Raw genomic sequence first — 20,036 nt, 5'->3', positions numbered from 1 at the left:
GGAGAACGAATCCGCGCCGGAGCCTTGACTCCGCCGAACCGGCGCTGTTAACTGCGTCGCACCGACGGAACCGGTTCCGTGACCGCCACCGGGACGGCTCCGCCGCGACACACACCTTTCGGGCTGACCGGTTCGCGCTCCCCGCACCCCAACCCGGCACCGCTCCACCGGCTCACGGCGCCGGGCGGGCGCCCGGACGCGAACCCGCCGCACCACCCGACGCCGGCGCGAGCTGTGGGGCTCGCCCGGTCCCGCTGTCCTTCGCCCGTCCTCCCTCGATCAGCAGGCAGGCCCATGAGATCCCCCGTTCACCGCCTTCTCGTCCTCGCCACTTCCCTCGTCACGGCCCTCGCCACCGCCACCGTGGTCGGCTCCGCACCGGCGCAGGCCGCCGCGTGCGGCACGGCCGACCTGGCGCAGGGTCACGCCGCGACCGCGTCGTCCACCGAAAACGGCGGGACGCCCGCGTCCGCCGCGGTCGACGGCGACCTCGGCACGCGGTGGTCCAGCGCGTTCAGCGACCCGCAGTGGCTGCAGGTCGACCTCGGCTCCGCGCAGCAGCTCTGCGACGTGGTCCTCAGCTGGGAAACGGCGTACGCGAAAGCGTTCTCCGTCCAGCTCTCGGCCGACGCGAGCAACTGGACCACCGCGTACTCGACCACCACCGGTACCGGCGGCACGCAGACCGTGCCCGTCACCGGCACCGCGCGCTACCTCCGGATCACCGGCACCCAGCGGGCCACGCAGTACGGCTACTCCCTCTGGGAGGTCGCCGTGCACGGCACCGGCGGCTCGGCCGTCCCGCCGACCGATCCGCGCAACCCGGACTTCGGGCCCAACGTGTCGGTGTTCGACCCCTCGACGCCGGCGGCCACGATCCAGGACCGGCTGACACAGATCGCGAACCAGCAGCACACCAACCAGTTCGGCAGCGAGCGCTACGCCGTGCTCTTCAAACCGGGCACGTACACCGCCGACGTCAACCTCGGTTTCTACGAACAGGTCGCCGGCCTGGGTCTTTCGCCCGACGACGTCAACCTCAACGGCCACGTCCGCGTCGAGGCCGACTGGCTGCAGCAGGGCGACAACCCGGCCAACAAGGGCAACGCGACGCAGAACTTCTGGCGGTCGGCCGAAAACCTCTCGGTGACCCTCCCGGCCGGCCAGGTCGAACGGTGGGCCGTCGCGCAGGCCGCGCCCTACCGCCGGATGCACCTGCGGGGCAGCCAGATCCAGCTGTGGAACGGCGGCGACGGCTGGGCCAGCGGCGGCCTGATCGCCGACAGCAAGATCGACGGCGTCGCCGTTTCCGGCTCGCAGCAGCAGTTCCTCACCCGCAACAGCGAGCTCGGCGGCTGGCAGGGCGGCGTGTGGAACATGGTGTTCGTCGGCTCGACCGGCACCCCGCCGCAGTCGTTCCCGGACCCGCCCGAGACGGTCGTCGGCCAGACGCCGGTGATCCGCGAGAAGCCGTTCCTCTACGTCGACGGCTCCGGCAGCTACAACGTGTTCGTCCCGGGCCTGCGGCAGAACTCCACGGGCACCAGCTGGGGCCACGGCGCCCCGGCCGGCTCGTCGATTTCGCTGAGCGAGTTCTACGTCGCGCACCCGTCCGACTCGGCCGCGACGATCAACGCCGCGCTGGCCGCCGGGAAGAACCTCCTGGTGACCCCGGGCGTCTACCACCTCGACCAGGCGCTGAACGTCACCCGCCCGGACACCGTGGTGCTCGGCCTCGGCCTGGCGACCCTCATGCCCACCAACGGCACCGCGGCGATCACGACGTCCGATGTGGACGGCGTGAAGATCGCCGGGCTGCTGATCGACGCGGGCGCGGTCAACTCGCCGGTGCTGGTGCAGATCGGGCAGCCGGGCTCGAACGCGAACCACGCGGCCGACCCGGCGTCGCTGCACGACGTGTTCTTCCGGATCGGCGGCGCGGCCGTCGGCAAGGCCACGCAGACGCTGGTGGTGAACTCGAACAACGTCATCGGCGACCACATGTGGCTCTGGCGCGCCGACCACTCCTACGGCGTCGGCTGGACCGTCAACACCGCGGCCAACGGCCTGGTCGTCAACGGCGCGAACGTGACGATGTACGGCCTGTTCGTCGAGCACTACCAGCAGTACGAGGTGCTGTGGAACGGCAACGGCGGCCGGACGTACTTCTTCCAGAACGAGATGCCGTACGACCCGCCGGACCAGGCGTCGTGGTCCAGCGGCGGCGGACGGCAGGGCTGGGCGGCCTACAAGGTGGCCGACTCGGTCACCAGCCACGAAGGCTGGGGCCTCGGCAGCTATTGCTTCTTCAACACCAATCCGTCCATTGTGGCCAGTCACTCGTTCGAGGTACCGAACACGGCCGGTGTCCGGTTCCACGACCTGGTTTCGGTGTCACTCGGGGGCGTCGGCACGATCGCCCACGTCGTCGACGACACGGGTGACGCCGCGAACACCGGGCACCAGGTGAGCCCGCTGGTCGCCTACCCGTAACACCGCGGCGACGTACGCGTCCGGGCGGACCAGCCAGGCTTCGCCCGGACGCGCGCCCAGCACCCCGCCCACCGGAATCTCCGCCGACCGCACCCCGGTGACCGTGAGCCCCGGCGTGGTCAGCGCCAGGAACCCTTGCCGGGCCAGGTCGCGCAACCGTCCACTCGCGACGGTGACGTCCGGCAGCAGGATTCCCGGGCCGGGCGGCGGCAGCGTGCCGCGCGCGGGGCGTCCGGCGCACGGGCGCGCCGGGTCCGGCGTGGTCAACGGCGAATCGGCGTACCAGAACGGCTCGGCGAGCCGCCCCGAATCGACCTGTTCGTGCACCGCGGGGTCGGCGGCGGCGCGGGTGAGGACGTCGAGGCGGCGAGCGCGCCGCTCGTCGTCCTGCGGGACGAGGAAGTCCATGGTCGCCGTCGTGACCGCCGCGTTCTCCACGGCCGCCGCGTGCCGCTCGGCGTGGTAGCTCTCCAGCAGGTCCTCGCCGGCCTCGCCGCGCAGGACCCAGGCGAGCTTCCAGGCCGCGTTCTCCGCGTCGGCGACGCCCGAGTTGAGCCCGCGGGCCCCGAACGGCGCGACCAGGTGCGCGCAGTCCCCCGCCAGCAGCACCCGGCCGACACGCATCCGGCGCACCAGGCGCGTGTGGAAGCGGTACACCGACCGCCAGACGACCTCGTACGGCCGGTCGCCGGTGATCGCGCGGATCCGCCGGTCGAGCGCGCCGCCGGTCTCCTCGGCCGCGAGGTCGTAGTCGTCGGGCACCTGCCAGTCGATCCGGAACTGCGAGCCGGGGCACGGGTGGATGAGCACCTGGCGGCCCGGGTTCCACGGCGGGTCGAAGTGGAAGCGCCGCTCGGCCGCCCAGCCCGGCAGGTCGGCGCGGATGTCGCAGATCAGGAACAGGTCGCGGAAGGACACGCCTTCCAGGTGCTGCCCGACGGCCCGGCGCACCGCGTCCCCGTGGGCGCCGGTGCAGGCGATCGCGTAGTCCGCTTCGATCCGGCGCGGGCCGCCGGCGGTCTCGCACTCGACCACCACGCCGCCGGGCTGGGTCAGGCCGGTGATGCGGTGGCCGCGGCGGACGTCGATCAGCGGCTGCCGCGCGATCAGCTCGTCGAGCACCGCTTCGACCCGGGCCTGCGAGAGGTTGACGAACGGCGGGAGCGCGGAACCCGCGTCCGGCAGCTCCAGCGCGAACAGCTCCCGGGCACGGTGGAACGTCCGCGCGATCGTCCAGGTGAGCCCTTCCTCGGCGAGGCAGCCCGCGCCGAGCGAGGCCCAGACGTCCAACGTGTCCCGCTGCTGGCAGATGGCCTTGGACCCCACGGGGTCGCGCGCCTCGTGCTCGTCGACGAGCACCACCGGCACGCCCCAGCGCGCGAGCAGCAGCGCGGCCGTCTGGCCGACCGGGCCGCTGCCGAGGACCGCGACCGTCATCCCTGCAGCTGGTCCCAGACTTCGCGGTCGCGTTCGGCCGTCCAGATCACCGGCCGCTCGATCCCGGACAGCTCGTCCCACAGCCGCGAGACGTCGAAGGGCAGGCAGTGCTCGAAGATCGGCCAGTGCCCGTACTGCCCTTCGAGCGCCGTGTGCGTGCGCTCGAAGGCCTCCTTCAGCGTGCCGCCGGCGTCGTGGACGGCACCGACCTCGCGGATCATCGTGCCGAGGAAGTGCCGGGTCTGCGCGATCGCGGCTTCGACGGCCTCCGCGCCGCGGCTCACCCCGCCGCGGCCGCCGATCAGCGTCTCGGCCCCGAACGCCGCGACACGGTCCAAAGTGGACGATGACCACTCGCGGTGGAACGCGTCGCCGGTGTACAGCGCGGCCTCGGCTTCCACCAGGTCGCCGGCGTAGAGGATCTTGTGCCGGGGCAGCCAGGCCACGATGTCGCCTTCGGTGTGGCCGCGCCCGCAGTACTGCAGCACGAGGTCACCGCGGTCGCCGCCGAGGTCGATGGTCAGCCGGTCGGAGAAGGTGAGTGTGGGCCAGGTCAGGCCGGGGACGGACTCGGCGCCTTTCGCCAGCCGCGGCATCCGGCCGAACTCGCTCTCCCAGTCCTCCTTGCCGCGCTCGGCGACCAGGGCCCGGGTGTTCTCGTGCGCGACGATCACGTCCGCGCCGAACGCCGACGCGCCGAGCACGCGCACCGCGTGGTAGTGGCTCAGCACCAGGTAGCGCACCGGCTTACCGGTGTGCTCACGCAGCTTCGCGAGCCATTCGCGCGCCGCGACCGGCGTGGCCAGCGCCTCGAAGCAGACGAGGAAGTCCTCGCCTTCGATCGCGCCGATGTTGGGGTCGCCCTCGGCGGTGAGCGCCCAGACGCCGTCCGCGAGGTTCTCCAGGGTCTGCGCTTTCTCCGCCAGGTCGGCCGAAGAGGCGAAGGCTTTCTTCGTCACGGCGAGCGCTCCTTCGGATCGTCAAAGGTTTGACTATCGTGCGGATCACAGTAGCCCGCCGGGACGCCGCGGGGAACCCCTTCGCCTAACCTGGGCCGCATGACCGACCGACCGGCCGAAGACCTCGACTACCTCTCGTTCGTCGACTACGCGATCGGGAAGACGAAGGCGGAGCTGCCGGACACCGACCCGGTCGCGATGCGCCTCGGCCTCACCCTGCACCGGCTGGCGGGCGCGCTGGTCTACGACTGGGAGTCGACGGTGCACCGGCCGCGCGGCCTGAGCTGGGGCGGGTTCCGGGTGCTGTTCGTGCTGTGGCTGGCCGGCCCGCTCGAGTCCCGCCACGCGGCACGCCTGGCCGGGATGAGCCGCGCGGCGGTGTCGGCGCTGGTCAAGACCCTGGAACGGGACGGGCTGGTGACGCGCGCGCAGGTCCCCCACGACCGCCGCGCGGTCCGCCTGGCGCTGACGGAAGCGGGCCACACGGCGGTGACGGACGCCTACCAGGCGCACAACACGCGCGAGCGGGCCTGGGCCGCATCGCTGACGCCGTCGGAACAGACCGTCCTGATCGGACTGCTGGAGAAGCTCACGACGGGCCCCGCCGCGGCGGGCGCCCAGCGCCTCGCCTAGCTGGCCAGGCCGGGCAGCGTGTGTCCGGTCTGCTCGGCCTTCGCCCGCAGGTACCGGACGTTGGTCTCGGTGGCGAACACGCCGGTCGGCACCTGCGCGCGGACGACGATCCCCGCCGCCTTCAGCTGCGCCGCCTTGTCCGGGTTGTTCGACAGCAGGTCGACCTCCGGCACGCCCAGCGCCGCCAGCATCTGGGCGGCGACGGTGTAGTCGCGCGCGTCTTCGGGCAGGCCGAGCGCCGCGTTCGCCGCGTACGTGTCGAGGCCGCCGTCTTGCAAGGCGTACGCGTCGAGCTTGTTGTACAGGCCGATGCCCCGGCCCTCCTGGCGCAGGTAGAGCAGGTAGCCACCGGTTTCGGAGATGCGCCGGACGGCCTCGGCCAGTTGCGGCCCGCAGTCGCAGCGCGCGGACCCGAAGACGTCGCCGGTGAGGCACTCGGAGTGCGGCCGCACGAGCGGCACGTCGCCGGGCGTGCCGAGGACGAACGCGAGGTGCTCGCCGCCGTCGGCGAGACCGCGGAACGTGACGGCCTCGGCGTCGACCGCGGCACCGCCGTCGAGCCGCAGCGGGATCCGCACCCGCGTCCGCACCTCAGCCGTCATGCTCGCTCCCCTGGATCGCCTGCGAGATCGACCCTACCGGAAGTTCGAATTCGAACATCACGGCCGGGACGTCGCTTGATCGAACACGAACGGGTGCCCGGTTCTTCCCGCCGGCGCGTGGCCGTGGCCACACCCGCGGCCGGAAATCCGTGGCGCGCGGGCCGTATCCTCGGATCGTGCTCCCGGCTGCCACCGCCGCTGCGTTCCTGCTCGTCGTCATCCTCGGCGCGATGTCGCCCGGGCCGGACTTCGTCGTGGTCACGCGCTCGTCGCTCACCGGCGGGCGGCGGGCCGGGATCGCCGCCGGCGCCGGGATCGCGCTGGGCGTCTTCGCCTGGGTCGTCGCCATCGCGTTCGGGGTGGCGGCCGTGCTGACGGCCTCCGCCGTCGCCTTCAGCGTCGTCAAGCTCGTCGGCGGCGCCTACCTCGTCTTCCTCGGTGTCAAGGCGTGGCTGGCCGTGCGCCGCGGGGAGTACCGGGACCTCGGCGAGGCGACGAGCGCCCGGCCGCTCACGGCCGCCGCCGCCTTCCGGCAGGGATTGTTCACCAACCTGCTCAACCCCAAGGTCGCCGTGTACTTCCTCGCGCTGCTCCCCCAGTTCCTCCCCGCCGGCGGCGCCACCCTGCAGACCCTCGAACTGGCCGCCATCGCCACCGCCGGCACCGTGCTGTGGTTCGTCACCCTCGCGCTCGTCGTCGGCGCGCTGCGCCGGTTCTTCGGCTCCGCCCGCGTGCGCCGGGGCCTCGACGCTGTGCTCGGCAGCGTGCTCGTCGCACTCGGCCTGAAGGTCGCCGCCGAAACGGCGTGAGGCCCCGCCGCCTCACAGCTGCTCGGCCGCCAGCCGGGTGCCCTCGACGCGTGCCCGGATCTTCGCGAACGCGATGTCACGCGAGGTGGACGTGTCGTCGGCGAACGGCGAGAACCCGCAGTCGTCGCACGTGCCGAGCCGGTCGGCGGGCAGGAACTTCGCCGCGGCCAGCACCCGGTCGCGGACCTCCTCCGGCGTCTCCACCCGCGGATCGATCGGGTCGGTCACCCCGACGAAGATCCGCTGGCCTGCCTTCAGGTGGTCGCGGATCACCGCCAGCGCGGCTTCGGGGTCGGCCTCGCTGGCGAGCTGGACGTAGAAGGCGCCTGCCTTGAGCGAGAACAACGCGGGCAGCAAGCCCGCGTAGGAGACGTCGAGGCTGTGCACCGAGTCCTGGTCGCCGCCCGGGCACGTGTGGACGCCGATCTTCGCGCGTTCCTGCGCCGTGAACCGCTCCAGGACCGCGTTGTTGAGGTCGACGAACTGCCGCAGCAGCCCACCCGACGGGTCGAGCTTCAGGGAGAGCCGTCCTTCGGTGAAGTCGATCTGCACCGAGTGCGCTCCCGCGTCGAGGCTGCGGCGGATGTCCGCCTCGGCCACGTCCACCAGGTCGGCGAGGAACCGCTCCCGCGGATAGCCGTCGATGCCGTCGCCCGGGTAGATCAGCGACAGGGCCGACGCGGCGATCACGGCCTGCTTGACCGGCTTGGTGGTGAGCGCCTTCGCCCGGGTCAGGTAGGAGTCGGCGTGGGTCGCGTAGCGGAACGGCCCGGCGGTCAGCCGCGGCAGCTGCCGGGTGTGGCCGTCGGCGAACGGGATGACGACACCGTCGGGCGCCAGCGCGGTCAGCCCGGCCAGCGGGTAGGTCGCGAAGCTCGGTTTGCCCTGTTCGCCGTCGGTCAGCACCGGTGAGCCGGTCTCCTCGAACCGGCGGACCGTGTCGGCCAGCGCCCGGTCCTCCAGCTCGGCGAGCGCGGCGGCGTCGATCCGCCCGGCGGCGAACGCGCCGAGCCCCTCGACGAGGTAGCCCGGGCGCGGGATGCTGCCGATCGGTTCGGTGGGCAGGGTCATCGGGTCCTCCGGCTGTTTGAAGGTCTGACCGGCCACGAACCGGCGCGAAGCCGGCCTCACCGGCCTCGTGCCGGGCGAACGTAGCGCGCGGCGGACCCGTCACGGAGCGAGGATCACCCGGTCGGAGCAGGGAAAAGCATCAAACAAGAAGTCGAACGGCGGTTCGCCGGGAGGACGATTGGGTATTCGCTCTGGCGATACGGCGGGTCCGGCGCCGAAGGAGTACCCCGATGCTCAGCCACCACGACCGCACGGAGCTCGAAAAGATCGAGCGCAGCCTCGAACTCAGTGACCCCGACCTGGCCGCCGCCCTGCGCGACGGCAAGCGCCCGAAGTCGCGGGCGCTGCGGAGCGCCTTCCTGATCGTCGTCGACGTCCTCGCGGTGATGCTGCTGGTCCTGGGGCTGGTCCTGCCCGATCCCGGGATCACGCTCTGCGGGATCCTCGCGCTCACCGGCACCGTCTGGACCCACGTGGCGCGCCACCGGATCTGAGGCAGACTGGGCCGGGTGAAGTGGGTCCTGCACGTCGACCTCGACCAGTTCATCGCCGCGGTCGAGATCGCCCGTCACCCGGAGCTGCGCGGCAAGCCCGTCGTGGTCGGCGGCAACGGCGACCCCGCCGAGCGTGCCGTGGTCGCGACCGCGTCGTACGAGGCGCGCGAGTTCGGGATCCGGTCCGGCATGCCGCTGCGGATCGCCGCGAAGCGCTGCCCGGACGCCGTTTTCCTGCCCAGCGACCCGGACGCCTACCTCGAGGTCTCGGCGCGCGTGATGGCGGTCGTGCGGGAGTTCCCGGTGGTCGTGGAGGTGCTCGGCTGGGATGAGGCGTTCGTCGGCGCGGAGGCCGACGACCCCGAGGCGCTGGCGGCCGCGATCAAGGCGGCGATCGCGCGGGAGACCGGGTTGTCGTGCGCGGTCGGGATCGGCGACAACAAGCTGCGGGCCAAGCTCGCCACCGGGTTCGGCAAGCCGGGCGGGATCTACCGGCTGACGCGGGAGAACTGGTGGGACGTGATGGCCGCCCGGCCGACCGACGCGCTGTGGGGCATCGGCGGCAAGACGGCGAAGAAACTCGCCGAGCTGGGCGTCCACACGGTCCTCGACCTGGCGGGCGCCGATCCGGCCGAGCTCGCCGCGCGGTTCGGCCCGAAGACCGGCCCGTGGCTGCGGCTGCTCGGCGGCGGCATCAGCGACGCGGAGGTGAGCGCGACACCGTGGGTGGCCCGCTCCCGCAGCCGCGAGACGACGTTCCAGCGCGACCTCACGGACCCGGCGGAGATGGCGGCGGAGGTGGCGGCGCTGGCGAAGCGGGTCGCCCGGGATGTCCTCGACGAAGGCCGCCCGGCGGCGCGGATCGCGGTGAAGGTGCGGTTCGTGCCGTTCCTGACGCACACGCACAGCGTCACCCTGCCGGAACCGACGTCGGACGCCGCGGAGATCGACCGGGCCGCACAGGAGGTGCTGGGCATGTTCGAGCTGACCCGCCCGGTGCGGCTGCTCGGCGTCCGCGCGGAGTTCCCGCGCGAAGAGAGCGCCTCCGGCAGCGGCGACCCGTGATCGGCGCACGGCCGCGCCGCCGGTGGGCGCCACAGTTCCGAATGTGCCGTCCAGGGACGTTGGCAGCAGGGTGATGGGTGGCTGGCCTTCGATGGATGAGCGGGGCTGGTGGCCGCTCGCGGCCAGCGTGCGGTGGAACCGTTCGATCTCGCCGTTGGTTTGCGGCCGGTAGGGGCGGGTTCGTTTCGGGGTGCTGCGCAGCACGGCGGTGCCGGTGCGGGGCTTGTAGTCGAAGCTGCGGGCGCGCCGGCACCGCGTGCACCGTCGAGGCGGGGAGGGCGGGCCGGCCGCCGACCTGAACCGGGCCCAGCCGGCGCCGCCACCGCAGCCGCACGACCGCCCGCACCGCCGGCTCGGGCTGCGGCGTGGACGTGAGCTTCGACCAGCCGTCCCGGCTTCGCCCTCGGCGCGGCAACGCTGTGCCCACTTCCGGGCAGTCTCGCCCGCGACCATGAACATCTTCACTGCCTCGGCGCAGCTCCAGCCCTGCTCGACGACCAGCCGCGCGAGCCGCAGCCGGGCGCGTGGGACCGGGCCGCCACCGGTCACCTCAACTCGGGGCAACGTCCCTGGGTGCCAGAGTTCTGGAGCCCCTCCGGCAGCGGCAGCGGCCGGTCCGGGTCCAGCCGCACCCCGCCCGCCCGCAGCGTGTGGTCCAGCATCGCCCAGATCGTGCCCGTCAGCTGGTCGGTCAGCTGGGTCCGGGTGAGCGTGCCGGGGTGGTCGAGCCAGCGGGTCGTCGCCGACTCGACGTAGCCGACCAGGCCGAACGCGATCGTGTCGGCCGGGGCCGGGTCCAGGCCGAACGCCGTCAGGTAGCCGGTGAACAGGTGGCTGAGGTGGCGGGCGATCGTGCCGCGGACGTCCGTCGGCCCCGGTGCCGCGCGGGTCAGGTAGCGGTGCAGGTGGGCGTGCTCGGTCAGCCAGCGCAGGTGCGTCGAGATCACCGTCGAGATCATCTCGTTGGGTGACCCCGAGGGGTGCCACAACGGCTCGAGCTCGGCCGTGACCAGCTCGGCCGCCCGTTCGGCGATCGCCCGCTGCAGGTCGGCCGCGCCGTCGAAGTGCTTGTACAGCCGCGTGCGGGCGACGCCGGCGCGTTCGGCGATCTGCTCGGTCGAGACGTCCGGGCCGTGCTCGGCGATGGCCGCCAGGGCGGCGTCGACGAACTCGGCCCGCCGCCGCTGCTGCTGGCCCGCCCAGCGCGCCGCCCGCCCGTCGACCTTGGTCACCCCGGAAGCCTACTCACCGTGCGTGCGCGGGTGTACAGTGCCAAAGTAGATAGTACAGCGTGTACCCCCTACTTTCGGAGGTCGCCATGGGCGTCGAGGCCCAGCACCGGGACGTCACCGCGGCTCGCCTGCTCAAAAGCTCCGCGAAGAACTCCTACGACCCGTACGTCGACGTCGACTGGGACGCGCCGCTGGCCGAAGGCAAGGCGTACATGCCGCTGGAGCGCGTCTCCCTCTACGGCACGGACCTGTGGGCGAAGCTCACCCCCGAACAGCGGATCGAGCTGTCCAAGCACGAGATCGCCAGCATCATGAGCGTCGGGCTGTGGTTCGAGATCGTCCTCATGCACCTGCTCGCGCGGTACGTCTTCGACCTCGACGCCCGCACCGAGCACGCCCAGTACGCGCTGACCGAGATCGGCGACGAGACCCGGCACTCGGTGATGTTCGCGCGGACCGCCGAACGGCTCGGCGTGCCCCGCTACGGCGTCCCGAAGGTCGTGCACCGCGCCGCGAAGGTGTTCGGCGCGACGGCCGCGGGCCCGTCGATGTTCGCCAGCGTGCTGGTCGCCGAGGAGACCACCGACCGGCTGCAGCGCTCCATGATGGACGACGACGGCATCCAGCCGCTGATCCGCTCGGTCAACCGCATCCACGTCGTCGAGGAGGCCCGGCACGTCCGCTTCGCCAAGGAGGAAGTGCTGCGCGAGACGCCGAAGCTGTCGAAGGCGGCGCTGCGGCGGCACCGGGTGCGGACCGCGCTCGTCGCCTACGGCGTGATCGACAGCATGGTCGACCCGCGGATCTACCGCAGCGTCGGGATCGACCCGCGCGCGGGCCGCGCGGCGGCGCTGGCGAACCCGCACTTCCACGAGACCCGCCGCTGGATGGCCGAGAAGATCGTGCCGTTCCTGCGCGAGGCGGACTTGATCGGCGGCCGGTCGGAAGCGATCTGGCGGCGCGCGCACCTGCTCTGAACCGTTCGCGCCCGGCGCGGGATTCCGGCAGGATGCTCCGGTGATCAGCACCAGGGCGGCCCGCGCCGACGACGAAGCCGCGCTCGCGAAGCTCGACGAGCGCACGTGGACCCCCGCCGTCTCCCCCGCACCCGCGCCACCGCCCGGGACGCCGTTCTTCGACGACGGCACCCGTCCCGGAGACGTCCTCGTCGCCGAGCACGACGGTGCCGTCGCCGGGTACGTGCGCCTCGGCGCGGGGTTCGGCATCCCCGCCCACCGGCACGTGGTGGTGATCGACGGGCTCGCCGTCGACCCGGACCGGCGCCGGCTCGGCATCGCGCGGCAGCTCGTCGAGGCCGCCGTGGCGGAGGCGCGGCGGCGGGGTGCCCGCAAGGTGACGCTGCGCGTGCTCGGGCCCAACACCGGCGCCCGGCGCGTCTACGAGCGGTGCGGGTTCGTCGTGGAAGGCGTGCTGCGCGGCGAATTCCGCATCGACGGCGAAGACGTCGATGACGTGCTCATGGCCCGCTTCCTCGCTTGACAGCCTCGCCGCGGCTTTGCCATCCTGGCTCCGGGCCGAGAGGCGCTGCGACGGATTTTCTTCCGCCACGCTCGGCCTGCACCACGATTCCAAGGGCGCCTCCCGCGAGGGAGGTGCCTTTCCGTTGTCACACCGCGGTTCCTCCCGAGCGTTTCCCGACGAACTCCGGAGTGCACCGAACCATGAGTGACAAGCTGCAGACCCGCAATGGCCTCGACTTCGCCGTCGCCGACCTCTCCCTCGCCGACGCCGGCCGCACCCAGGTGCGCCTGGCCGAGCACGAAATGCCCGGCCTGATGGCGATCCGCCGCGAGTACGCCGCCGCGCAGCCGCTGAAGGGGGCCCGCATCGCCGGGTCGCTGCACATGACCGTCCAGACCGCCGTGCTCATCGAGACGCTGGTCGCGCTCGGCGCGCAGGTGCGCTGGGTGTCCTGCAACATCTTCTCCACCCAGGACGAGGCCGCCGCCGCGGTGGTCGTCGGCCCCGAGGGCACGCCCGACGCCCCGGCGGGCACCTCGGTGTTCGCCTGGAAGGGCGAGACGCTCGAAGAGTACTGGTGGTGCACCGACCGGCTCTTCGCCTTTCCGGGCGGGCAGGCCCCGAACATGATCCTCGACGACGGCGGCGACGCCACCCTGCTCGTCCACAAGGGAGCCGAGTCCGAAGCCGCCGGCGCCGTCCCGCAGCCGTCCGAAGAGGACTCCGAGGAGTACCGGATCGTCCTGGAGACGCTGCGCGCGAGCCTGGCCGCCGACGGCAGCCGGTTCACCCGCATGGCCAAGGAGATCCGTGGCGTCACGGAGGAGACGACCAACGGCGTCAAGCGGCTTTACAAGCTGGCCCGCGACGGCGAGCTGCTCTTCCCGGCGATGAACGTCAACGACTCCGTCACGAAGTCCAAGTTCGACAACAAGTACGGCATCCGGCACTCCCTTGTGGACGGGCTCAACCGGGCCACCGACGTGATGATCGGCGGCAAGCGCGCGGTCGTCTGCGGCTACGGCGACGTCGGCAAGGGCGCGGTCGAGGCGCTGCGCGGCCAGGGCGCCCGGGTGGCCGTCACCGAGATCGACCCCATCTGCGCGCTCCAGGCGGCCATGGACGGGCTGGACGTGGTGGAGCTGGACGACGTCGTCGGCCAGGCCGACATCTTCATCACGACCACCGGCAACTTCGGCATCATCTCCGCCGGGCAGATGAGCCGGATGAAGCACAACGCGATCGTCGCGAACGTCGGCCACTTCGACAACGAGATCGACATGGCGGGACTGGCGAAGTGGCCGGGCATCACCAAGAACGAGATCAAGCCGCAGGTGCACGAGTGGACGTTCCCCGGCGGCCACGCGGTCATCGTGCTCTCCGAAGGCCGCCTGATGAACCTGGGCAACGCGACCGGCCACCCGTCGTTCGTGATGTCGACCTCGTTCACCAACCAGGTCATCGCGCAGATCGAGCTGTTCACCAAGCCCGGCGAGTACGCGACCGGCGTCCACCGGCTGCCGAAGCACCTCGACGAGAAGGTGGCCCGCCTGCACCTGGACGCCCTCGGTGTGAAACTCACCAAGCTCACGAAAACCCAGGCGGAATACATCGGCGTCGACGTCGCCGGTCCGTACAAGCTCGATCACTACCGGTACTGATCCAGGGTTGCTCCATTTGACGCAGTTTGGCGCACCGGGAAAATGGCCATCCTCCCCGTGACAGCGCATCCGCCCGGCCGGCACGCCGGACGGGTCCCGTGCGAAGGAGTGTGTGTCAAAGTGATCATTCTCGGTGTAATTCTTCTCGTCATCGGGTTCATCGTGGGTATCCCGGTGCTTTACACCATCGGCATCATTCTCGCGGTGGCCGGTATCGCGCTGGCCATCCTGGGCGGCACCGGCCGTCGGATCGGTGGGCGTGCGCACTGGTACTGATCCATCACCGCGAACGGCCCGGCGCGTCGGCAGCAATGCTCGCCGCGCCGGGCCGTTCGGCCTTTCCCGGACCACCACCGCGAGGACCCCGGCGAGCGCGTTTCCGGTGCCGCCGCGGTGAAGAACGTCCACGCGACCGGCCGCAGGGTCGCGCGGGGGCTTTCCGGTCACGGCCGGAAAACCACCACGCGACGGCAGCCGCCGACGCGTTTCCCCAGTACGCCCGCGGCCGGACAGTAAAGGGTCCTCCGGCTCCGAGGGGGAGGGAGAGCCGAAGGACCCCGTTAGTGTTAGCACATCGCCAAGCCCGTGTACACAGCTGCATACACGATCGGGTAATCTTCCGGCCGCGCGGCCATCGGCAGCGGTTGCCGTCCTCTCGTGCGGCTCGGCAACGGCCGTGCGGACCCACCCGGCCGGCCGTGCAGCCGGGCGGAAGGGCCCGCACGGATCCTGGCGGGAGGCTCAGGAAGCCCGGCGCAGCAGGGGTTTTCCCGGCGCGGCGGCGCAGCCGCACCCGGTGCCGAGTGCCTGGCAGTCGACGATCAGTCCGTGCCGGACCCGGTCGCCGTCCGCGCAGGCCGGATCCGTGCACTCGGCGAATCCGCCTTCCGGGTGGACCACCAGGGTGCCGTGGCAGTGGTCGATTCCGGCGTCACAAGAGGCGCACTCCATGACCGGTCCGCCTTTCCGCGCTCTGTCCGGTGTGCTCGCTCCTTGGTACCACCGGCCAGCGGCAGGAGGCGGCACCGGGACCGCGGCGTGTCGCGGCACCACCCGTCCGGGCCGGTCGAGCAGAGTCAGGCGGACTTGGGGGCCCGCTTCCGGGGCGCCGGCTTCTTCTTCGCCGCCGGCTTCGCGTCCTCGCCGGATTCGGAACCGGCCGAGTCCGAAGAGGACTGCCGGGACTTCTTCGCCGCGTCCACGCTGGCCTGCAGCGCCGCCATCAGGTCGACCACGTCGGCCTTGGCCGTGACGGCCGCGGGCTTGGTCGTCTCGTCCCCCGCCACCTTGGCCTCGATCATCTGCTCGAGGGCCTCGCGGTAGTGGTCCTTGTACTTCTCCGGCTCGAACACCGGCTCGGCCAGCGAGTCGATCAGCGAGCCGGCCATCGACAGCTCCTGCGGCCGGATCTGCGGCGGGTCGTCGCGCAGGAACGGGAAGTCGGGCTCGCGGACCTCGTCCGGCCACAGCATCGTCGTCATCACGAGCACGTCGGCGTGCACCCGCAGCACCGCCATGCTCTCCCGCTGGCGCACGGCGACCTTGGCGATCGCCACCTGGCTCGACTTGTGCAGGGCGTCCCGGAGCACGATGTAGGGCTTCACCGCGTTCTTCTGCGGCTCCAGGTAGTACGTCCGGTCGTACTGGATCGGGTCGATCGACTCGAGCGGCACGAACTCCAGCACGTCGATCGTGCGCTGCGTCGACAGCGGCAGCTCGGCCATCTCGGCGTCGGTGATCACGACCATCTCGCCGTCGGGCAGCTCGTAGCCCTTGGCGATCTCGGCGTACGGCACCTCCTGGCCGTCGATCGTGCAGAACCGCTTGTACTGGATGCGGCCGCCGTCGGCCTCGTGCACCTGGCGCAGGGAGACGTTCTTGTTCTCGGTGGCCGCGTAGAGCTGGATCGGGATGCTGACCAGCCCGAACGACACCGAGCCCTTCCACATCGCCCGCATGCCACGTCCCTCCGAGGTCGCCTTCACGCTACGTAGTTACCGTAGCCCGAATCGTCCCTCCGCGACAGTGCGACAGCGCTTCGCCTACACCTCTGCCAGGTATTTCTCCCAGCGTGCCGGATCCAGGAACCAGTGCTGGAAGTCCGTCGGATCGGTGAATCCGTTCGCGAACCGCCGGGCGACCGCGGGATTCTGCCCCGCCACGCCGAGGATCTGGAGCACGTGCGGGGGCGGCGGCAGGAGCAGCGCGTTCGTCCATTCGGTGACGTGCCGGGCGTACGCCCAGTAGCGCTCGAACGTGTCGTGCATCCACTCCGCGTCGAACGGGCGGTCGCCGCGCTCCACGATCGCGTCGAGGTAGGTCGCCGCGCAGTGGCTGGCGTTGTTCGACCCCTGCCCGGTGATCGGGTCGTTGGCCACGACGACGTCGGCCATGCCCAGCACGACCGCCCCGCCCGGCAGGGTGCCGACCGGGTCGCGCACCACCGGCGGGTAGCCGCCGGCCAGCGTCGCCTTGGCGTCGGTCAGCTCGGCGTCGCGGCAGCGGTCGTACTCCCACGGCACGAACTGCCGCATGAGGTCGAGAATGCGCCGGAAGTGCTCGTCCGGGCCCGGGTGGTCGCCGAAGCAGTCCAGCGGGCCGCCCGGGATGCCCTCGAAGAACAGGATGTCGCAGTTCCCGCTCAGCGTGTACGCGGGGATCATGAACAGCTCGCCGACGCCGGGCACGATGTTGAAGCGCACCGCCATCTTGTCCGGGTGCTCCGGCCGCGGCCGGACGCCGTGGGCGTAGGCCAGCGAGAGCGCGCGCATCGGCTTGGTGAACGGCGACCGCTCCGGCACGCGGTCGAACAGCTGCACCAGCTCGCCCTTGCCCGCCGAGATGACCACCAGGTCGTAGAGCCGGGACAGGGCGTCCAGCTCCGAGGTCATCACGCCGTGGATGACGAGCTTGCCACCGCGGTCTTCGAACAGCTCCAGCCAGCCCGCCATCTTGACCCGCTGGTCGACCGACTGCGCGATGTGGTCCAGCTCGGCGAACCAGTCGAGCGCGCGGCCGCCGTCCGGCGCGGCCACGGACACGCCGAGGCCCTCGACGTTCACCGTGTCGGCTTCCCAGAGGTTGATCCCGAGGTCCCGCTCGTGCTGCAGCGCGTCGTGGAACATGCACTGCGTCGACATCACGCGCCCGTTCCGGATCTCCTCCGGCGTCCGCGCGGACATCACCGTGACGTCGTAGCCCTTCGCCTGCAGCCCGAGGGCCAGCTGCAGGCCGGACTGCCCGGCGCCGACGATCAGGACCTTGCGCATGGAGCAGTTTCTCCTTCTCAGGCGTGCGGGATGGTGCCGGCCAGCTCACGCGGGCCGGAGAGCACCGCCAGCGACAGCGTGTGGCCGACCAGCTCGGTCAGGGTGGCGATCGTCGAAGCGCGGTCCCGGGCGTCGCAGGTCACCAGCGGGACGCTGGGGTCGAGCGCCAGCGCGTCGCGGACCTCGTCGAGGTCGTGCACCGGCTTGCCCTCGAACTGGTTGACCGCCACGACGAACGGCAGGTCCGAGTCGTTCTCGAAGTAGTTGATCGCCGCGAACGACTCGTCGATCCGGCTGGTGTCGACCAGCACGACCGCGCCCAGCGCGCCGCGGCTGAGGTCGTCCCAGAGGAACCAGAACCGCGCCTGCCCCGGCGTGCCGAACAGGTACAGCAGCAGGTCCGGCCGCAGGGTGATGCGGCCGAAGTCCATCGCCACGGTCGTGGTCGACTTGCCGCCGGGCGGGATTTCGTCGATGCCTTCCCCGGCCTCGGTCATCCACGCCTCGTTGCTCATCGGCGGCACCTCCGACACCGCGCCGACGAACGTGGTCTTGCCGACACCGAAGCCCCCGGCGACGACGATCTTCGCGGAGATCGTCAGCAGATCGCCCTCAGGCGGGGAGCCGCTTGAGCCCATCAAGGATCCTCTCGAGCACGGTGGTGTCGTGGTGGTAGGCGTGCGCGGTGGGGTGGACGAAGACCGCGCCCTGGGTGGCGAGGTCGCCGATCAGCACCCGCACCACGCCCAGCGGCAGGTCGAGCCCGACCGACAGCTCGGCGATCGAGCACCGGACCCGGGCGCGTTCGTACAGCGAGCGCGACTCGGGCATGAGCGCGTCGCTCAGCGCCGGGTCGTACTGCGGGACCGAGATCAGCGTCTCCACCAGCAGCTGGTGGCGGGTGGTGGTCCGGCCGCCGGTGAGCGCGTACGCGCGGATGCGGCGGCTGCGCCGCGGCACGGGAGCGTCCTTCGCGGGCACGGGGATGGCTTCGTCGTCCGGCATGCCGATCACACCCTCGGGCGGCGCGCAGTGAGCACCTGACGCAGCTCGGCGCGCACCTCGGGGGTGAGCGCGTGGCCGGCGTTGGTGATGAACTGGGTCATCTCGTAGGCGACCACTTTCATGTCGGCCTCACCGGAGGTCAGCACGGCGAGCCCGGCACCGGACCCGATGCCCATGAACAGGAAGTAGCCGTGGGTGAGCCGGATGATGATCTGCTCGCAGGCACCCTTCCCGAACAGCGCCGCGCTGTTGCCCGCCAGCGAGAGCAGGCCGCTGGCGATCGCCGCGAGCTGCTCGGCCTCGGCCTCGCCGACGGAGTCGGACGCGGTGAGCGGGAAGCCGTCCACGCTCATGATCAGCGCGTGGCTGACGCCGTGGACCTTGCGCACGAAGTCGTCGAGCAGCCAGGCGAAGTTCGCCGGGGCCGGCTGGGGGGCGCTCACGAGGCGGTTCCTCCGGGCGTCTCGTCCTGCGGGGAGCGGTTTTCGGCGAGCGCGGCCGCCTCGCCGTCGGCGAACGCGCCGAGGTCGGCGAGCAGCTGCTCGTGGCCGTCCGACGGCGGCCCGGGCGCCGGTGGCGGCGGTGGCGGTTCCGGCGCGGCGCCGCGGATGCTGCCGGGCACCCGGCGCGGCAGGCCGTTGGCGGTGGTGCCGCCGGCCTGCTCGGCCGGCCGCGGGCGTGGGCTGGGTTTGCGCGGCGCCGGCGTGACCGGCTCCTCGCGCGGGAAGGCGCCCGGACGGCGGCGCGGGAGGGCGCCGGCGCCCGCCGGTGCGCCCGCCGGCGCCTTGACCGGCTCGACGGTCACGGTGCGGGTGCCCGACCACGCGTGCTCGGCCAGCTCGGTCACGATGCCCGTGGGCAGCAGGACGGTGGCCACCGTGCCGTGCGGGCTGCGCCGGTCGAGCCGCACGGTGACGCCGTGGCGGGCGGCCAGGCGCGAGACGACCGCGAGCCCCATGTGCCGCGCCGCGGCGTCGTCGAGGTCACCGCCGGCGGCCAGCCGCGCGTTGAGGCCCTCGATGCGGTCGGCGGGGATGCCGATGCCCTCGTCCTCGATCCGGACGAGCACGCTGCCCTGCTCGGTCAGGTGCGCGCTGACGTTCACCGGCGAGCTGGGCGACGACTGGTTGGCCGCGTTGTCGAACAGCTCCGCCAGCACCCGGCCCAGGTCCTCCGCGGCGAAGCCGACGACGCCGAGGTTCACGACGCGGCCGATGGTGATCCGGGCGTAGTGGTCGATCGAGGACATCGCCGCGCGCATGACGTCGAGCACCGAGATCGCGCGGGCCGTGTCGTCGGCGGTCTCCTGGCCGGCCAGCACGCGCAGGTTCTCGGCGTTGCGCCGCAGCCGGGTCGCGAGGTGGTCGAGCTGGTAGAGCTCGGCGAGGCGGTGGTGGTCCTCCTCGCCCGCCTCCAGCTCCTCGAGCCGGGCGAGCAGCTGGTCGAGGAGGTTGAGGTCGCGCAGGGCCACGCTGGCGCAGATCTCGGCCAGCACGGTGTCGTCCGCCCGGGCCGGCGCGGGTTCCGCCGGCGGCGGCAGCTCCGCGACGGCCGGGCCGGCCGCGGGCTCGTGACCGGGGTGCCTGGGCGGCGCGGTGAGGAACTGCGCCGCGGCGACCCGCGAGCGGTCCAGCAGGACGCGTGATCGATCCAGGAGTTCCCGGGCCCGGCTCGCCATGTGGTCCCACTTCTTCCTTGTCGGTTCGGACATGCTCAGGTTCGGACTCGGTCCGTGCCGACCCCCGGCGGCGACGCCGGACATGCAAGCAGAAGACTTCGCCGGATGTCCACAGCCGGTCCCCGCGCGATCGCGGTCCGTGAGCG

Annotated in this window: 21 protein-coding genes and 1 pseudogene; 9 read left to right on the top strand and 13 right to left on the bottom strand. The window is 72.0% G+C overall.

Going from position 1 to position 20,036, the window contains the following annotated elements; all coding sequences use genetic code 11:
- Window positions 1-294: 294 nt before the first annotated feature.
- The gene (locus tag BT341_RS24635) at window positions 295-2,493 is read left to right on the top strand and encodes a discoidin domain-containing protein (protein WP_072478528.1); all 2,199 of its coding nucleotides are present in this window, start codon (window positions 295-297) and stop codon (window positions 2,491-2,493) included.
- Here BT341_RS24635 and BT341_RS24630 read toward each other — a convergent pair.
- Window positions 2,395-3,930 carry an FAD-dependent monooxygenase gene (locus tag BT341_RS24630; RefSeq protein WP_072478527.1) on the bottom strand — a complete coding sequence of 512 codons (1,536 nt, stop codon included), beginning with the start codon at window positions 3,928-3,930 and terminating at the stop codon, window positions 2,395-2,397. The genes BT341_RS24635 and BT341_RS24630 overlap by 99 nt on opposite strands.
- Window positions 3,927-4,889 (bottom strand): MBL fold metallo-hydrolase, encoded by a 963-nt coding sequence (locus tag BT341_RS24625; RefSeq protein WP_072478526.1) that lies wholly within the window; start codon window positions 4,887-4,889, stop codon window positions 3,927-3,929. The genes BT341_RS24630 and BT341_RS24625 overlap by 4 nt, the downstream gene beginning before the upstream one ends.
- A 99-nt stretch (window positions 4,890-4,988) precedes the next feature.
- Here BT341_RS24625 and BT341_RS24620 point away from each other — a divergent pair, with 99 nt between their 5' ends.
- A complete protein-coding gene (locus tag BT341_RS24620) occupies window positions 4,989-5,522 on the top strand; it encodes a MarR family winged helix-turn-helix transcriptional regulator (protein WP_072478525.1) in 534 nt (177 codons plus the stop codon).
- Here the strand turns inward: BT341_RS24620 and BT341_RS24615 are convergent.
- Window positions 5,519-6,124 carry a GTP cyclohydrolase II gene (locus BT341_RS24615; protein ID WP_072478524.1) on the bottom strand — a complete coding sequence of 202 codons (606 nt, stop codon included), beginning with the start codon at window positions 6,122-6,124 and terminating at the stop codon, window positions 5,519-5,521. The two genes, BT341_RS24620 and BT341_RS24615, sit on opposite strands and share 4 nt — an antisense overlap.
- 176 nt (window positions 6,125-6,300) lie before the next feature.
- Here BT341_RS24615 and BT341_RS24610 point away from each other — a divergent pair, with 176 nt between their 5' ends.
- Entirely contained in the window at window positions 6,301-6,933 is a 633-nt protein-coding gene (locus BT341_RS24610) for a LysE family translocator (protein ID WP_072478523.1), read from the top strand.
- Between the two features lie 12 nt (window positions 6,934-6,945).
- On the opposite strand, the gene BT341_RS24605 is transcribed toward BT341_RS24610, so the two are convergent.
- Complete coding sequence (locus tag BT341_RS24605; protein ID WP_072482164.1) at window positions 6,946-8,004, bottom strand: cobalamin-independent methionine synthase II family protein; 1,059 nt, start codon at window positions 8,002-8,004, stop codon at window positions 6,946-6,948.
- A 230-nt stretch (window positions 8,005-8,234) separates the two neighbouring features.
- Here BT341_RS24605 and BT341_RS24600 point away from each other — a divergent pair, with 230 nt between their 5' ends.
- Together BT341_RS24600 and BT341_RS24595 are read left to right on the top strand one after the other, a co-directional pair.
- Window positions 8,235-8,498, top strand: a complete 264-nt coding sequence (locus BT341_RS24600; RefSeq protein ID WP_072478522.1) for a DUF3040 domain-containing protein — start codon at window positions 8,235-8,237, stop codon at window positions 8,496-8,498.
- 15 nt (window positions 8,499-8,513) lie between these two features.
- Window positions 8,514-9,563 carry a DNA polymerase IV gene (locus BT341_RS24595; protein ID WP_072478521.1) on the top strand — a complete coding sequence of 350 codons (1,050 nt, stop codon included), beginning with the start codon at window positions 8,514-8,516 and terminating at the stop codon, window positions 9,561-9,563.
- Window positions 9,564-9,813: 250 nt separating this feature from the next.
- Here BT341_RS24595 and BT341_RS47920 read toward each other — a convergent pair.
- Window positions 9,814-10,112: pseudogene (locus BT341_RS47920) on the bottom strand (leucine zipper domain-containing protein); the annotation flags it as partial.
- Window positions 10,109-10,795, bottom strand: coding sequence for a TetR/AcrR family transcriptional regulator (locus BT341_RS24585; protein WP_072478520.1), 687 nt, complete (start codon window positions 10,793-10,795; stop codon window positions 10,109-10,111). The gene BT341_RS24585 and the pseudogene BT341_RS47920, both read right to left, overlap by 4 nt.
- 86 nt (window positions 10,796-10,881) lie before the next feature.
- On the opposite strand from BT341_RS24585, the gene BT341_RS24580 reads away from it, so the two are divergent.
- The 4 genes from BT341_RS24580 to BT341_RS44470 all read left to right on the top strand — a co-directional run bounded on the left by BT341_RS24580 (window position 10,882) and on the right by BT341_RS44470 (window position 14,214).
- Entirely contained in the window at window positions 10,882-11,772 is an 891-nt protein-coding gene (locus tag BT341_RS24580; protein WP_072478519.1) for an AurF N-oxygenase family protein, read from the top strand.
- Window positions 11,773-11,812: 40 nt separating this feature from the next.
- Window positions 11,813-12,295 carry a GNAT family N-acetyltransferase gene (locus BT341_RS24575; RefSeq protein WP_072478518.1) on the top strand — a complete coding sequence of 161 codons (483 nt, stop codon included), beginning with the start codon at window positions 11,813-11,815 and terminating at the stop codon, window positions 12,293-12,295.
- Window positions 12,296-12,477: 182 nt separating this feature from the next.
- The gene (gene ahcY / locus BT341_RS24570; protein WP_072478517.1) at window positions 12,478-13,938 is read left to right on the top strand and encodes an adenosylhomocysteinase; all 1,461 of its coding nucleotides are present in this window, start codon (window positions 12,478-12,480) and stop codon (window positions 13,936-13,938) included.
- Between the two features lie 120 nt (window positions 13,939-14,058).
- Window positions 14,059-14,214: a hypothetical protein gene (locus tag BT341_RS44470; RefSeq protein ID WP_143168636.1), complete on the top strand. Its 156-nt coding sequence runs from the start codon at window positions 14,059-14,061 to the stop codon at window positions 14,212-14,214.
- A gap of 465 nt (window positions 14,215-14,679) precedes the next feature.
- On the opposite strand, the gene BT341_RS24565 is transcribed toward BT341_RS44470, so the two are convergent.
- The 7 genes from BT341_RS24565 to BT341_RS24535 all read right to left on the bottom strand — a co-directional run bounded on the left by BT341_RS24565 (window position 14,680) and on the right by BT341_RS24535 (window position 19,890).
- Window positions 14,680-14,889, bottom strand: coding sequence for a hypothetical protein (locus BT341_RS24565; RefSeq protein WP_072478516.1), 210 nt, complete (start codon window positions 14,887-14,889; stop codon window positions 14,680-14,682).
- Between the two features lie 125 nt (window positions 14,890-15,014).
- Window positions 15,015-15,896, bottom strand: a complete 882-nt coding sequence (ku, locus tag BT341_RS24560) for a non-homologous end joining protein Ku (protein ID WP_072478515.1) — start codon at window positions 15,894-15,896, stop codon at window positions 15,015-15,017.
- 84 nt (window positions 15,897-15,980) lie between these two features.
- Window positions 15,981-17,207 (bottom strand): styrene monooxygenase/indole monooxygenase family protein, encoded by a 1,227-nt coding sequence (locus tag BT341_RS24555; RefSeq protein WP_072478514.1) that lies wholly within the window; start codon window positions 17,205-17,207, stop codon window positions 15,981-15,983.
- A 17-nt stretch (window positions 17,208-17,224) separates the two neighbouring features.
- The gene (locus BT341_RS24550; RefSeq protein ID WP_072478513.1) at window positions 17,225-17,845 is read right to left on the bottom strand and encodes a GTP-binding protein; all 621 of its coding nucleotides are present in this window, start codon (window positions 17,843-17,845) and stop codon (window positions 17,225-17,227) included.
- Window positions 17,820-18,212 (bottom strand): DUF742 domain-containing protein, encoded by a 393-nt coding sequence (locus tag BT341_RS24545; RefSeq protein WP_072482163.1) that lies wholly within the window; start codon window positions 18,210-18,212, stop codon window positions 17,820-17,822. The genes BT341_RS24550 and BT341_RS24545 overlap by 26 nt, the downstream gene beginning before the upstream one ends.
- Window positions 18,213-18,217: 5 nt before the next feature.
- Window positions 18,218-18,655 (bottom strand): roadblock/LC7 domain-containing protein, encoded by a 438-nt coding sequence (locus tag BT341_RS24540; protein ID WP_072478512.1) that lies wholly within the window; start codon window positions 18,653-18,655, stop codon window positions 18,218-18,220.
- Entirely contained in the window at window positions 18,652-19,890 is a 1,239-nt protein-coding gene (locus tag BT341_RS24535; protein ID WP_072478511.1) for a sensor histidine kinase, read from the bottom strand. Before BT341_RS24535 ends, BT341_RS24540 begins: the two co-directional genes overlap by 4 nt.
- Window positions 19,891-20,036 lie beyond the last annotated feature (146 nt).

The organism is Amycolatopsis australiensis (assembly GCF_900119165.1).
GTDB lineage: Bacteria > Actinomycetota > Actinomycetes > Mycobacteriales > Pseudonocardiaceae > Amycolatopsis > Amycolatopsis australiensis.
Note: the sequence above shows the minus strand (reverse complement) of the source record. Positions and strands in the feature narration are given on the sequence as shown.

Bases quoted from the DNA above. Each gene is read 5' to 3' on its own strand.
- ahcY (WP_072478517.1), top strand. From the start codon at position 12,478: ATGAGTGACAAGCTGCAGACCCGCAATGGCCTCGACTTCGCCGTCGCC.
- BT341_RS24565 (WP_072478516.1), bottom strand. From the start codon at position 14,889: ATGGAGTGCGCCTCTTGTGACGCCGGAATCGACCACTGCCACGGCACC.
- BT341_RS24615 (WP_072478524.1), bottom strand. From the start codon at position 6,124: ATGACGGCTGAGGTGCGGACGCGGGTGCGGATCCCGCTGCGGCTCGAC.
- BT341_RS24635 (WP_072478528.1), top strand. From the start codon at position 295: ATGAGATCCCCCGTTCACCGCCTTCTCGTCCTCGCCACTTCCCTCGTC.
- BT341_RS24605 (WP_072482164.1), bottom strand. From the start codon at position 8,004: ATGACCCTGCCCACCGAACCGATCGGCAGCATCCCGCGCCCGGGCTAC.
- BT341_RS24545 (WP_072482163.1), bottom strand. From the start codon at position 18,212: ATGCCGGACGACGAAGCCATCCCCGTGCCCGCGAAGGACGCTCCCGTG.
- BT341_RS24580 (WP_072478519.1), top strand. From the start codon at position 10,882: ATGGGCGTCGAGGCCCAGCACCGGGACGTCACCGCGGCTCGCCTGCTC.
- BT341_RS24630 (WP_072478527.1), bottom strand. From the start codon at position 3,930: ATGACGGTCGCGGTCCTCGGCAGCGGCCCGGTCGGCCAGACGGCCGCG.
- BT341_RS24620 (WP_072478525.1), top strand. From the start codon at position 4,989: ATGACCGACCGACCGGCCGAAGACCTCGACTACCTCTCGTTCGTCGAC.
- BT341_RS24550 (WP_072478513.1), bottom strand. From the start codon at position 17,845: ATGGGCTCAAGCGGCTCCCCGCCTGAGGGCGATCTGCTGACGATCTCC.
- BT341_RS24555 (WP_072478514.1), bottom strand. From the start codon at position 17,207: ATGCGCAAGGTCCTGATCGTCGGCGCCGGGCAGTCCGGCCTGCAGCTG.
- BT341_RS24600 (WP_072478522.1), top strand. From the start codon at position 8,235: ATGCTCAGCCACCACGACCGCACGGAGCTCGAAAAGATCGAGCGCAGC.
- ku (WP_072478515.1), bottom strand. From the start codon at position 15,896: ATGCGGGCGATGTGGAAGGGCTCGGTGTCGTTCGGGCTGGTCAGCATC.
- BT341_RS24535 (WP_072478511.1), bottom strand. From the start codon at position 19,890: ATGGCGAGCCGGGCCCGGGAACTCCTGGATCGATCACGCGTCCTGCTG.